Annotated in this window: 16 protein-coding genes; 15 read left to right on the top strand and 1 reads right to left on the bottom strand. The window is 41.1% G+C overall.

Annotation, left to right across the window (positions count from 1 at the left end):
* Positions 1-93: 93 nt before the first annotated feature.
* The 15 genes from M1G12_RS02510 (at position 94) to M1G12_RS02440 (ending at position 10,645) form a co-directional block, all read left to right on the top strand.
* A complete protein-coding gene (locus M1G12_RS02510) occupies positions 94-582 on the top strand; it encodes a cell wall elongation regulator TseB-like domain-containing protein (RefSeq protein ID WP_247949368.1) in 489 nt (162 codons plus the stop codon).
* Positions 579-1,757, top strand: coding sequence for a pyridoxal phosphate-dependent aminotransferase (locus tag M1G12_RS02505; RefSeq protein WP_247949367.1), 1,179 nt, complete (start codon positions 579-581; stop codon positions 1,755-1,757). The genes M1G12_RS02510 and M1G12_RS02505 overlap by 4 nt, the downstream gene beginning before the upstream one ends.
* Positions 1,758-1,779: 22 nt before the next feature.
* A complete protein-coding gene (asnS, locus tag M1G12_RS02500) occupies positions 1,780-3,123 on the top strand; it encodes an asparagine--tRNA ligase (protein ID WP_000167160.1) in 1,344 nt (447 codons plus the stop codon).
* Positions 3,124-3,271: 148 nt separating this feature from the next.
* Positions 3,272-3,562: a 30S ribosomal protein S6 gene (gene rpsF / locus M1G12_RS02495; protein ID WP_247942250.1), complete on the top strand. Its 291-nt coding sequence runs from the start codon at positions 3,272-3,274 to the stop codon at positions 3,560-3,562.
* A gap of 11 nt (positions 3,563-3,573) precedes the next feature.
* Positions 3,574-4,044, top strand: coding sequence for a single-stranded DNA-binding protein SsbA (gene ssbA, locus M1G12_RS02490; RefSeq protein WP_000609606.1), 471 nt, complete (start codon positions 3,574-3,576; stop codon positions 4,042-4,044).
* A gap of 31 nt (positions 4,045-4,075) precedes the next feature.
* On the top strand, positions 4,076-4,315 hold the full coding sequence (rpsR, locus tag M1G12_RS02485; protein ID WP_000068664.1) for a 30S ribosomal protein S18: 240 nt from the start codon (positions 4,076-4,078) through the stop codon (positions 4,313-4,315).
* Between the two features lie 149 nt (positions 4,316-4,464).
* Positions 4,465-4,968, top strand: a complete 504-nt coding sequence (locus M1G12_RS02480) for a GNAT family N-acetyltransferase (RefSeq protein ID WP_214615041.1) — start codon at positions 4,465-4,467, stop codon at positions 4,966-4,968.
* A gap of 79 nt (positions 4,969-5,047) precedes the next feature.
* Positions 5,048-6,448 (top strand): bifunctional Cof-type HAD-IIB family hydrolase/peptidylprolyl isomerase, encoded by a 1,401-nt coding sequence (locus tag M1G12_RS02475; RefSeq protein WP_247949366.1) that lies wholly within the window; start codon positions 5,048-5,050, stop codon positions 6,446-6,448.
* A gap of 1 nt (position 6,449) precedes the next feature.
* Complete coding sequence (locus M1G12_RS02470) at positions 6,450-6,812, top strand: S1 RNA-binding domain-containing protein (RefSeq protein WP_075232198.1); 363 nt, start codon at positions 6,450-6,452, stop codon at positions 6,810-6,812.
* A 52-nt stretch (positions 6,813-6,864) separates the two neighbouring features.
* Positions 6,865-7,614: a tRNA1(Val) (adenine(37)-N6)-methyltransferase gene (locus M1G12_RS02465; RefSeq protein ID WP_247949365.1), complete on the top strand. Its 750-nt coding sequence runs from the start codon at positions 6,865-6,867 to the stop codon at positions 7,612-7,614.
* Complete coding sequence (locus tag M1G12_RS02460) at positions 7,604-7,900, top strand: GIY-YIG nuclease family protein (RefSeq protein WP_143951833.1); 297 nt, start codon at positions 7,604-7,606, stop codon at positions 7,898-7,900. The genes M1G12_RS02465 and M1G12_RS02460 overlap by 11 nt, the downstream gene beginning before the upstream one ends.
* 178 nt (positions 7,901-8,078) lie before the next feature.
* Entirely contained in the window at positions 8,079-9,014 is a 936-nt protein-coding gene (locus M1G12_RS02455; RefSeq protein WP_247949364.1) for a manganese-dependent inorganic pyrophosphatase, read from the top strand.
* Positions 9,015-9,224: 210 nt separating this feature from the next.
* Positions 9,225-9,719 (top strand): C40 family peptidase, encoded by a 495-nt coding sequence (locus M1G12_RS02450; protein ID WP_212573965.1) that lies wholly within the window; start codon positions 9,225-9,227, stop codon positions 9,717-9,719.
* Positions 9,703-10,353: a DUF1803 domain-containing protein gene (locus tag M1G12_RS02445; protein ID WP_212573966.1), complete on the top strand. Its 651-nt coding sequence runs from the start codon at positions 9,703-9,705 to the stop codon at positions 10,351-10,353. The genes M1G12_RS02450 and M1G12_RS02445 overlap by 17 nt, the downstream gene beginning before the upstream one ends.
* Before the next feature lie 100 nt (positions 10,354-10,453).
* A complete protein-coding gene (locus tag M1G12_RS02440) occupies positions 10,454-10,645 on the top strand; it encodes a CsbD family protein (RefSeq protein WP_000051184.1) in 192 nt (63 codons plus the stop codon).
* A gap of 47 nt (positions 10,646-10,692) precedes the next feature.
* On the opposite strand, the gene M1G12_RS02435 is transcribed toward M1G12_RS02440, so the two are convergent.
* Entirely contained in the window at positions 10,693-12,138 is a 1,446-nt protein-coding gene (locus M1G12_RS02435; RefSeq protein ID WP_247949363.1) for a UDP-N-acetylmuramoyl-L-alanyl-D-glutamate--L-lysine ligase, read from the bottom strand.
* Between the last annotated feature and the right edge of the window lie 43 nt (positions 12,139-12,181).

Raw genomic sequence — 12,181 nt, 5'->3', positions numbered from 1 at the left:
TTTTGGATTCTGGTTTGCTTTGAAGGAAGAAATAAAGTGCGATTGTTCTTGCATTCACTTGTAATAAAGCCCAATAGATGGTAAAATAGACGAGTGAAAAAAAGACAAAAAAAAGCAAAAAATAATCTACTGTGGCAGTATGGTCTAGGGATGACGATTTTGTTTGTGGTTATCAGTGCTTCCTTTCTGTATCTGGTTTCTCTCGGCATGAAACCCTATCAAACAGCTAAAAGTGAAGGAGAAAAATTAGCTCAGCAGTATGCAGGATTAGAGCAGGCTGATCAGGTTGATTTATACAATGGCTTGGAATCTTACTACAGTGTTCTTGGTCATAATAAACAGCAAGAATCACTTGCTGTCCTGATTGGTAAAGATGACCATAAGATTTACGTTTATCAGCTAAATCAGGGTATTTCACAAGAAAAAGCAGAAGCTCTTTCTAAGGAAAAAGGAGCTAGCGAGATTGATAAGATTACTTTTGGCCGTTATCAAGACAAGCCAATCTGGGAAGTCAAGTCAGGCTCTGATTTTTATCTAGTAGATTTTGAAACAGGAGCATTGGTCAATAAGGAGGGCCTATGAAACTATCCAAGCGTGTTTTAGAAATGGAAGAAAGTGTCACTTTAGCTAGTGATGCGAGAGCAAAAAAATTAAAAGCTCAAGGTAAGGATGTCCTTTTCTTGACCTTGGGACAACCAGATTTTCACACTCCTGAAAATATTCAGGATGCAGCAGTTAAAGCTATTCGAGAAGGACAGGCTTCCTTCTATACAGTAGCTTCAGGTCTACCAGAATTAAAAGCTGCGGTGAATACCTACTTCGAGCGCTACTATGGCTATTCTGTCGCAAGTAACGAGGTTACCTTTGCTACAGGTGCCAAGTTCTCCCTCTATACTTTCTTTATGGCTGTAATCAATCCTTTAGATGAGGTCATTATTCCAACTCCATACTGGGTCAGCTATGGAGATCAGGTCAAGATGGCAGAAGGGATTCCAGTCTTTGTTCAAGCTAAAGAAGACAATGATTTTAAAGTCACGGTGGATCAACTAGAACTAGTTAGGACAGATAAGACAAAGGTTTTGGTTCTCAATTCACCATCTAATCCGACTGGTATGATTTATACTCGTGAAGAATTACTAGCTATCGGAAATTGGGCAGTTGAGCATGACATTCTGATTTTAGCAGATGATATATACGGTCGCCTTGTTTATAATGGAAATGAATTTGTTCCAATCTCAAGTCTATCAGAAGCAATTCGTAAGCAAACCATTGTTATCAACGGTGTATCTAAAGCTTATGCCATGACGGGGTGGCGAGTTGGTTATGCGGTAGGTGATTCTGAAATCATTGCAGCTATGAGTAAATTGACAGGACAAACAACTTCAAATTTGACATCTGTTTCTCAATATGCGGCTATTGAAGCCTTAACAGGACCACAGGATTCTGTTGATATCATGCGTCAGGCTTTTGAGGAACGTCTCAATACCATCTATCCCCTACTTGCTGAGGTGCCAGGATTTGAAGTTGTCAAACCACAAGGAGCCTTCTATCTCTTTCCAAATGTTAAAAAAGCCATGGAGATGAAAGGTTATACGGATGTGACTGACTTTACAACAGCTATTCTTGAGGAAGTTGGTTTGGCACTCATAACAGGAGCAGGTTTTGGAGCTCCAGAAAATGTCCGCCTCAGCTATGCGACAGACCTAGACACGCTTAAAGAAGCAGTTAAACGCTTGAAAGCATTTATGGAAAAATAAAAGAAAAAGAAAAGGAAAAATAATGACAAAACGTGTAACGATTATCGATGTAAAAGACTATGTTGGTCAAGAAGTGACGATTGGTGCTTGGGTTGCCAACAAATCAGGAAAAGGGAAAATCGCCTTCTTGCAATTGCGTGATGGAACAGCCTTCTTCCAAGGTGTGGCCTTTAAACCAAACTTTGTAGAAAAATTTGGTGAAGAAGTAGGACTTGAGAAGTTTGATGTCATCAAACGCTTGAGCCAAGAAACTTCTGTTTATGTGACAGGAATTGTCAAAGAAGACGAACGTTCTAAATTTGGTTATGAGTTGGACATTACAGACATCGAAGTGATCGGTGAATCTCAAGACTACCCAATCACACCAAAAGAACACGGAACAGACTTCTTGATGGACAACCGTCACTTGTGGCTCCGTTCTCGTAAGCAAGTAGCGGTGATGCAAATCCGTAACGCGATCATCTACGCAACTTATGAGTTCTTCGACAAGAACGGTTTCATGAAGTTTGATAGCCCAATCCTTTCAGGAAATGCGGCAGAAGATTCAACTGAACTCTTTGAAACAGACTACTTCGGAACGCCAGCCTACTTGAGCCAATCAGGTCAGCTTTACCTAGAAGCAGGTGCGATGGCTCTTGGTCGTGTCTTTGACTTTGGTCCCGTATTCCGTGCTGAAAAATCAAAAACACGCCGTCACTTGACTGAGTTCTGGATGATGGACGCAGAGTACTCATACTTGACACACGATGAGTCACTTGACTTGCAAGAAGCTTATGTAAAAGCTCTTCTTCAAGGTGTTCTTGACCGTGCTCCTCAAGCTTTGGAAACTTTGGAACGGGATACAGAGCTCTTGAAACGCTACATTGCAGAGCCATTCAAACGTATTACTTACGATCAAGCCATTGACCTCTTGCAAGAGCATGAAAATGATGAAGACGCTGACTACGAACATCTTGAGCATGGTGATGACTTTGGTTCACCACATGAAACTTGGATTTCAAACCACTTTGGTGTGCCAACATTTGTCATGAACTATCCAGCAGCCATCAAGGCCTTCTACATGAAACCAGTTCCTGGAAATCCAGAGCGCGTGCTTTGTGCAGACTTGCTTGCTCCAGAAGGCTATGGAGAAATCATCGGTGGTTCTATGCGTGAGGAAGACTACGATGCCCTTGTCGCAAAAATGGATGAACTTGGCATGGACCGTACAGAATATGAATTCTACCTTGACCTTCGTAAATACGGTACAGTTCCACACGGAGGATTTGGTATCGGTATCGAGCGTATGGTAACCTTCGCAGCAGGAACAAAACACATCCGCGAAGCTATTCCATTCCCACGTATGTTGCACCGTATTAAACCGTAAACTAGTAAAAAGAAGATATTTTCATCTTCTTTTTTCACTTTTATCTTGCTATCTATCAGTTTTTCTAGTATAATAGTTAATTGTGAGCAAACCTCACTTACCCCTTGCAAAGTCTTGGGGTCATTAGACCAAAAGGAGGAACATATCAATGGCTAAATACGAAATTCTTTATATCATTCGTCCAAACATTGAAGAAGAAGCGAAAAACGCTTTGGTAGCACGTTTTGACTCTATCTTGACTGACAACGGTGCAACTGTTGTTGAATCAAAATCATGGGAAAAACGACGTCTTGCATACGAAATCCAAGATTTCCGTGAAGGACTTTACCACATCGTTAACGTTGAAGCAAGCGACGACGCAGCTCTTAAAGAGTTTGACCGTCTTTCAAAAATCAACGCTGACATTCTTCGTCACATGATCGTCAAACTTGACGCGTAAGAAGGTAAATTATGATTAACAATGTTGTACTTGTAGGGCGTATGACACGTGATGCTGAGTTACGTTATACCCCATCAAATGTAGCAGTTGCGACTTTTACTCTTGCAGTAAACCGTACATTTAAGAGTCAAAATGGCGAACGTGAGGCTGATTTTATCAATGTCGTTATGTGGCGCCAACAGGCTGAAAACCTTGCTAACTGGGCTAAAAAAGGCTCACTTATCGGGGTGACAGGTCGTATCCAGACTCGTAGTTACGATAACCAGCAAGGACAACGTGTCTACGTGACAGAGGTCGTGGCTGAGAATTTCCAAATGTTGGAAAGCCGTAGCGTGCGTGAAGGTCATACAGGTGGAGCTTACTCTGCACCAACTGCAAATTATTCAGCACCTACAAATTCAGTACCAGACTTTTCACGTGATGAAAATCCATTTGGAGCAACAAATCCATTGGATATTTCAGATGATGATTTACCATTCTAATGGACAACTAAAATTATAAAGGAGAAAAAACATGGCTCAACAACGTCGTGGCGGATTCAAACGCCGTAAAAAAGTTGATTACATCGCAGCAAACAAAATTGAATATGTTGATTACAAAGATACTGAGCTTCTTAGCCGTTTCGTTTCAGAACGTGGGAAAATCCTTCCTCGTCGTGTAACAGGAACTTCAGCTAAAAACCAACGTAAAGTAACAACAGCTATCAAACGCGCTCGCGTAATGGCTTTGATGCCTTTCGTAAACGAAGATTAAAAAAAGGGGTCCGGTTGGACCTCTTTTTCATGAGCTTTGAAATAAGAAAGCGAATTGAGACTCGGTTGTTTTTTTTTCACGAGATCGTTTTTTTCTGACCTTGGCGTGCTATAATGGTAATAAAAAGAGTAAAGGTGGGTAAGTCAAAGATGAATTGTACGATTAGAAATATGATTAAGTCTGATATTGAATCCTTATCTCATGGATTTATGAATCAAGGTTGGCCTGGTAGAGAGGAAATTCTGGCTAGATATTTTCTGGAACAGGAAAGTGGGGAGAGAGAAGTCTTAGTTGCAGAGATTTATGGTGCTGTAGCGGGCTACGTTACCATTTTGTCCTCTGCTAAACATGGTCCTTTTGCAGAAGTCTATCCAGAATTATCAGATTTTAATGTGTTTGAGCATTTTCGAAATCAAGGGATTGGGAATCAACTGCTAGAAAAAGCAGAAAAACGAGTCAAGTTTGTTTCGAGTAAGGTCACTCTTGGTGTAGGTTTGCACTTAGGCTATGGCCCTGCCCAGAGATTGTATATCAGACGGAGCTACATTCCAGATGGTACAGGTGTCTGGTATAGAAATAAACCGCTAGAAATGGGTGCAAGTTGTCAAAACGATGATGATTTAGTTTTATACTTATCCAAGGATTTACAATAAAACTGGAAATTTTTTGAAAATAGGGGATTTAGCTACTTTATGGTATAATGGAAAGAGTTAGATTGAAAGAGGTAGTGAGATGGATGCCAAATTAAGATACAAGGCAAAGAAGATCAAGATTGTCTTTTTTGATATTGATGATACATTGCGGAATTCAAAGACAGGTTTTATTCCAGCTTCAATCCCAACTGTTTTTAAGCAATTACGTGAGAAAGGAATTTTGACAGGTATTGCTTCTGGACGAGGGATTTTTGGTGTCGTTCCGGAGATTCGTGAGCTCAAGCCTGACTTTTTTGTGACTTTGAATGGGGCTTATATCGAAGATAAAAAAGGTCAGGTTATTTATCAACATCAGATTGAGAAGTCAGATGTTGAGGAGTATATCTCTTGGGCCAAGCAAGAAGGAATTGGGTATGGTTTGGTTGGGAGTCATGATGCCAAGTTGTCGACTCGCACCGATATGATGAGTGAAGCGATTAATCCAATTTACCCTGATTTGGATGTAGATCCCGATTTCCACGAGAAAGAGGACATCTATCAGATGTGGACTTTTGAAGATAAAGGAGATGATTTGCACTTGCCTGACAGTCTCTCTGACAAACTTCGCATGGTTCGTTGGCATCAACATTCATCTGATATTGTGCCGATTTCAGGCTCCAAAGCGACTGGTGTGGAAAAGGTTGTGGAACACCTTGGCTTGAAACCAGAGAACGTCATGGTTTTTGGAGATGGCCTCAACGACTTGGAACTCTTTGATTATGCTGGAATCAGCGTTGCAATGGGAATTTCTCATGATAACATCAAAGAAAAAGCAGATTATATTACAAAAACATTAGAAGAAGATGGCATTTTTGATGCCTTAGAAGGATTTGGTATGGTAGAAAAAGAATTGCATTTCCCACAAGTAGACATTGAAACAGTAGAAGGTCCTCTTGCGACCATTAAGACCAATCACGGAGACTTGCGTATCAAGCTCTTCCCAGAGCATGCTCCTAAAACAGTGGCTAACTTTGTTGCTCTTTCAAAAGATGGCTACTATGATGGTGTCATTTTCCACCGTATTATGAAGGACTTTATGATTCAAGGTGGAGACCCAACTGGAACTGGTATGGGTGGCGAGTCAATCTACGGCGAATCATTTGAGGATGAATTCTCAGAAGAACTTTACAATATCCGTGGTGCCCTTTCCATGGCCAATGCTGGTCCAAATACCAACGGTAGCCAGTTCTTTATCGTGCAAAATCAACATTTGCCTTATTCTAAGAAAGAAATTGCTCGTGGTGGTTGGCCAGAACCGATCGCAGAAATCTATGCCAATCAAGGTGGGACACCTCACCTAGACCGTCGACACACTGTTTTTGGTCAGTTAGCTAATGAAGCGTCTTACGCTGTTTTGGATGCCATTGCTGCTGTTGAGACAGGAGCTATGGACAAGCCAGTTGAAGATGTTGTGATTGAAACAATTGAAATCGAGGACTAAGATGAAAATCGGTGATAAGCTAAAGGGCCGTATTACAGGGATTCAGCCCTACGGAGCCTTTGTTGAGCTAGAGACGGGTGATACGGGGCTGATTCACATTTCAGAGATTCGAACAGGATTTATTGAAAATATTCATGACGCCTTGAAAGTCGATGAAGAGGTTCAGGTTCAGGTAGTGGATTTAGATGAATTTACAGGGAAAGCTAGTCTTTCTATCCGCACTTTGGAGGAAGAAAAGCACCAGTTTCCGAGACGGAGACGTTTTTCAAGCGACCGCTTTAACTACGGCTTTGCGCCTCTTAAACGAATGATGCCAATTTGGACCAAGGAAGCCCTTCAACATTTGAAGAATCAGAAGCACTAGTTAGAAATTTCTATCTTTTGTAATGTTAATATAAATTTGCTATAATAGGACCATGGAAGAAGAACAATTATTAAAATCAGGAGAGCGTATTAACCAGCTCTTTTCGACAGATATTAAAATCATTCAAAATAGAGAGGTTTTTAGCTATTCGGTGGATAGTGTTCTCTTGTCACGTTTTCCACGTTTTCCTAAGAAGGGCTTGATAGTGGATTTCTGCGCTGGAAATGGAGCAGTGGGGCTATTTGCTAGCACTCGGACTCAGGCACAGATTTTGGCTGTTGAGATTCAGGAGCGTTTGGCGGATATGGCTGAACGCTCTGTCCGTTTGAATGGTTTAGAAGAGCAGATGGAGGTCATCTGTGATGATTTGAAAAATATGCCTGCCTACATTCAGGGAAGTAAGGTGGATATGATTTTGTGTAATCCGCCTTATTTCAAGGTGGATCCTAATTCCAATTTGAACGAGAGCGAACATTACCTTTTGGCACGCCATGAAATCACGACTAATTTGGAAGAAATCTGTCGTAGTGCCCAAAGTATTCTCAAGTCCAATGGGCGTTTGGCCATGGTTCATCGTCCTGACCGCCTCTTGGATATCTTGGATATGTTACAACGACATAATCTAGCCCCTAAGCGCCTACAGTTTGTTTATCCAAAGCGGGAAAAGGAAGCCAATATGCTCTTGATTGAGGCTATCAAGGATGGCTCAACGAGTGGTTTTAAGGTTTTACCCCCTTTGATTGTCCATAATGATGATGGCTCTTATACGCCTGAACTTGAAGAGATTTATTATGGATCATAAGGCTTATATGTACGTGCTGGAGTGTCGTGACGGATCCTACTATACGGGTTATACAACTGATGTGAGAAGACGCCTGGCTGTCCACAACAGTGGGAAGGGAGCCAAATACACACGAGCACGCTTGCCAGTCAAACTTATCTATGCTCAAGGTTTTGCCAGTAAGGCTGAAGCCATGTCGGCTGAAGCCCTTCTCAAGCGTAAGAAGAGGCCACAGAAGGAAAAATTTTTATCTGAAAATCAAGATAGAAATTTGCTTATACTCAATGAAAATCAAAGAGCAAACTAGGAAGCTAGCCGTAGGCAGTACTTGAGTACGGCAAGGCGAAGCTGACGTGGTTTGAAGAGATTTTCGAAGAGTATCAGTTATTTTGAAGAATCGTGAGGAGCCCTTTGACTCCTCTTACTTTTGTCAAAAAGCGAAAAAAATGCTACAATAAAGAGAATAAACAAAATGAGGTATTATCATGTCTAAGATTCTAGTATTTGGTCACCAAAATCCAGACTCAGATGCCATCGGGTCATCTGTAGCCTTTGCCTACCTTGCAAAAGAAGCTTATGGTTTGGATACGGAAGCTGTTGCCCTTGGAACTCCAAATGAAGAAACAGCCTTTGTCTTGAACTATTTTGGTGTAGAAGCACCGCGTGTCATCACTTCTGCTAAAGCAGAAGGTGCAGAGCAAGTTATCCTGACTGACCACAATGAATTCCAACAATCTGTATCAGATATCGCTGAAGTAGAAGTTTATGGTGTTGTGGACCACCACCGTGTGGCTAACTTTGAAACTGCAAGCCCACTTTACATGCGTTTGGAGCCAGTTGGTTCAGCGTCTTCAATCGTTTACCGTATGTTCAAAGAACATGGTGTAGCTGTGCCTAAAGAGATTGCTGGTTTGATGCTTTCAGGTTTGATTTCAGATACCCTTCTTTTGAAATCACCAACAACACACCCAACAGATAAGGTTATTGCTCCTGAATTGGCCGAATTGGCTGGTGTTAACTTGGAAGAGTATGGTTTGGCTATGTTGAAAGCTGGTACAAACTTGGCTAGCAAATCTGCTGAAGAATTGATTGACATCGATGCTAAGACTTTTGAATTGAACGGAAATAATGTCCGTGTTGCTCAAGTAAACACAGTTGACATCGCTGAAGTATTGGAGCGCCAAGCAGAAATTGAAGCTGCAATGCAAGCTGCCAACGCAGCAAATGGCTATTCTGACTTTGTCTTGATGATTACAGATATCGTCAACTCAAATTCAGAAATCCTAGCACTTGGTGCTAATATGGACAAGGTAGAAGCAGCTTTCAACTTCAAACTTGAAGACAACCATGCTTTCCTTGCAGGTGCTGTTTCACGTAAGAAACAAGTGGTACCTCAATTGACTGAAAGCTTTAATGCTTAAGATTTTGAGTGTCAATTCAAATTAGGAAAGGCTAGTTTGACTTATATCGAAAGGAGTTTCGGCTCCTTTTTTTCTAGGAGTGAAGCATGTTAGAAAATGGCGATTTGATACTCAATGAAAATCAAAGAGCAAACTAGGAAACTAGCCGCAGGCTGTACTTGAGTACGGCAAGGCGACGTTGACGTGGTTTGAATTTGATTTTCGAAGAGTATGATTTTTGTGAGAGATGATTCTGACATGGGACAGGCTATCCAGAATTCCACAGGCAACTATAACCATGTTGCCATTTATTTGGATGGGATGATTTACCACGCTAGTGGACAGACTGGTGTGGTCTGTCAGAAACCAGCAGACTTCTTTGAGTCCAATCATTTGTACGACCTCTATGTTTATCCAGAAATGGATATCCAATCTGTAAAGGAAAGAGCTTGTAGACATCTGGGAGCTCCCTACAATGCTTCTTTTTATCCAGCTGGACCTGGTTTCTACTGTTCCCAGTATATGACAGAAATTCTCCCTATTTTTGAAACTATTCCCATGAAATTTGGAGATGGGGAGCAGGAGATTAGTGATTTTTGGAGAGAGTATTACAGAGAACTAGGTCTGCCTGTTCCTTTGAACCAAGCTGGGACCAATCCTAGTCAGTTGGCAGCATCGCCTCTGTTAGAATGTAAAGAAAGGAATCTTCATGATTCAGATTTTTAATCCATCTCGTTTGACGAGACAGCCATTTTTTGGAGAATTGATCCGCTATCTGGACCAGCATGATGATGTGATTCTACGAGAAATCAAGGCTCAATTTCCAGATGTGGCAGTTGATAAACTCATGGAAGAGTATATAAAGGCAGGCTTGATTCGTCGGGAAAATAAGCGCTATTACCTCAATCTCCCTATGCTTGAGTCGCTCGATAGTCTCGAACTGGATCAAGAGATTTTTGTCAAAGACGATAGTCCAGTCTATCAAGCTTTGTTGGAGCAGGGGTTTGAGACAGAATTACGAAATCAAACCAATGCTGCTATTTTAGTTGAAAAGACGGACTTTGCGAGAACAAAAATGACCCTGTCCAATTATTTCTACAAGGTCAAAAATCAGTATCCTTTGACTGAAAAACAACAGGAACTATATGACATTTTAGGAGATGTCAATCCTGAGTATGCTCTCAAATATATGACGACTTTTTTGCTAAAATTTCTCAAAAAAGATCAACTGATGCAGAAACGCCGTGATATCTTTGTGGATAGTTTAGTTGTCATAGGCTATATTGTCCAAAATGAAGATGGAAAGTATGAATTGGCCGTCGATTTTGATGAGGAAAGATTAACTTTCTACTTAGCGTGAAATTTTGTTTCTGAGCACATTGTTTGACTTTCCTTAGGATTAAGTATAAACTATATGTAACCGGTAACACATATCGGAATAAACTAAAGGAGACAATCATATGTCACTTGAAAACAAATTGGAACAAGCAACAGGCGCTATCAAAGAAGGATTTGGTAAAGTTACTGGGGATAGCAAGACTGAAGCAGAAGGCGCTGTAGAAAAGACAGTTGCTAAGGCAAAAGAAGTAGTTGAAGATGCTAAAGGTGCTGTAGAAGGTGCCGTTGAAGGTTTGAAAAACGCTTTTAAATAAAAATAGAAAAAATCAAGGGTTTCGTTTCCCTTGATTTTTTTACTATCTTATAAATAATTTTCTGCGACTGCTGCATCTCCAGGATAGGCTTCTTTCTTTCCTTGGACGATTTGGTAGCAATCGGCTCCCTTACCGGCGATAATAACTGCATCTAATTCGTGATTTGTGATAGTCATAGCTGCCTTGATGGCTTCTTGGCGATCGGCAATTTTTTCAACAGGATGGCTGATATAGCTACTAATTTCATCTGCAATGGCCATTGGGTCCTCATAGTTGGGGTCATCAGCAGTCAGAAAGACTTGAATCTCAGGGTGTTGATTGAGGAGGAGGCCAAAGTCCTTACGACGGCTTTCTCCCTTGTTTCCTGTCGAACCTAACACCAGAGCAATCTTTCCAGTTTGATGAGTTTCAACCACATTGATTAGTTTTTTGAGACTATCACCATTGTGGGCATAGTCGATGAAAACCTTGGCGCCATTTTTCTGAGTCAGGACTTCCATGCGACCAGGAACTCGGGTTGAAGCGATTCCTTTTTTGATGTCCTCAAGACTAGCTCCGAGACGGAGACAAGCAAGTCCAGCAGCAACTGCATTTTCTTGGTTGAAGTGACCAATTAGTTGGATATCATAGTCTCCAGCTAATTTCCCTGTAGCTGAGAAGCTAAAGGCTTTGGAATTTTCGATTTGGTTTTCAGACTGACTACCATAGAAATCATGGTCTTGATCTGCCACTTGTTCCTTTAAGACAGAAAAATGGTCCATGTCACTATTAATGATGACTGCTCGGCTATTTTTCATTAAGAGGCGTTTGTGGTAGAAGTAGTCTTCAAAACTAGGGTGTTCAATCGGGCCGATATGGTCTGGGCTGATATTGAGGAAAACTCCCACATCAAATGTTAGACCATAGACACGTTTGACCAGATAGGCTTGACTAGATACCTCCATGATGAGGTGGGTGCGGTCATTTTGCACAGCCTGATTCATCATATCAAAGAGGTCAATACTCTCAGGGGTTGTTAATGCAGACTTAAAGAAAGTCTTGCCATCTAAAGTTGTATTCATAGTCGAGAGCATAGCCGGTCGATTTCCTTGAGATAAAATGTTATAGGCAAAATAGGCTGCTGTTGTTTTACCCTTAGTACCAGTAAAGGCGAGGAGTTTGAGTTTTTTCTGTGGATTTCCATAAAATTCCATAGCTACCAAACTCATGGCTTTCTTGATATCGCTGACGATAATAGCAGGAATACCAACCTCATAGTCTTTTTCAGCCACATACCAACCGAGGCCTTGAGAGATGGCAGAAATCAGAAATTCCTTCTTAAAGGCAGCACCCTTGACGAAAAAGAGGCTCTTCTCTTTGGCCTTGCGGCTGTCATAACAGATGGTGTCAAATACGACATGGCTGTAGTTGTAGTGATAATGTCCTTGGTCGATAATCTCACGGAAGAGACCATCTTTCTTTAAAATATCTAATACGGTTTCAATCTTAATCATACTTTCTATTGTAAACCGAAAGTCGTAAATTTACAAGTGACAA

This window comes from Streptococcus mitis (assembly GCF_023110375.1).
GTDB classification, from domain to species: domain Bacteria; phylum Bacillota; class Bacilli; order Lactobacillales; family Streptococcaceae; genus Streptococcus; species Streptococcus mitis_CI.
The sequence above is the reverse complement of the archived record's forward strand: the minus strand, read 5'-3'. Positions and strand labels throughout refer to the sequence as shown.

Bases quoted from the DNA above. Each gene is read 5' to 3' on its own strand.
- M1G12_RS02505 (WP_247949367.1), top strand. From the start codon at position 579: ATGAAACTATCCAAGCGTGTTTTAGAAATGGAAGAAAGTGTCACTTTA.
- asnS (WP_000167160.1), top strand. From the start codon at position 1,780: ATGACAAAACGTGTAACGATTATCGATGTAAAAGACTATGTTGGTCAA.
- rpsF (WP_247942250.1), top strand. From the start codon at position 3,272: ATGGCTAAATACGAAATTCTTTATATCATTCGTCCAAACATTGAAGAA.
- ssbA (WP_000609606.1), top strand. From the start codon at position 3,574: ATGATTAACAATGTTGTACTTGTAGGGCGTATGACACGTGATGCTGAG.
- rpsR (WP_000068664.1), top strand. From the start codon at position 4,076: ATGGCTCAACAACGTCGTGGCGGATTCAAACGCCGTAAAAAAGTTGAT.
- M1G12_RS02480 (WP_214615041.1), top strand. From the start codon at position 4,465: ATGAATTGTACGATTAGAAATATGATTAAGTCTGATATTGAATCCTTA.
- M1G12_RS02475 (WP_247949366.1), top strand. From the start codon at position 5,048: ATGGATGCCAAATTAAGATACAAGGCAAAGAAGATCAAGATTGTCTTT.
- M1G12_RS02470 (WP_075232198.1), top strand. From the start codon at position 6,450: ATGAAAATCGGTGATAAGCTAAAGGGCCGTATTACAGGGATTCAGCCC.
- M1G12_RS02465 (WP_247949365.1), top strand. From the start codon at position 6,865: ATGGAAGAAGAACAATTATTAAAATCAGGAGAGCGTATTAACCAGCTC.
- M1G12_RS02460 (WP_143951833.1), top strand. From the start codon at position 7,604: ATGGATCATAAGGCTTATATGTACGTGCTGGAGTGTCGTGACGGATCC.
- M1G12_RS02455 (WP_247949364.1), top strand. From the start codon at position 8,079: ATGTCTAAGATTCTAGTATTTGGTCACCAAAATCCAGACTCAGATGCC.
- M1G12_RS02450 (WP_212573965.1), top strand. From the start codon at position 9,225: ATGATTTTTGTGAGAGATGATTCTGACATGGGACAGGCTATCCAGAAT.
- M1G12_RS02445 (WP_212573966.1), top strand. From the start codon at position 9,703: ATGATTCAGATTTTTAATCCATCTCGTTTGACGAGACAGCCATTTTTT.
- M1G12_RS02440 (WP_000051184.1), top strand. From the start codon at position 10,454: ATGTCACTTGAAAACAAATTGGAACAAGCAACAGGCGCTATCAAAGAA.
- M1G12_RS02435 (WP_247949363.1), bottom strand. From the start codon at position 12,138: ATGATTAAGATTGAAACCGTATTAGATATTTTAAAGAAAGATGGTCTC.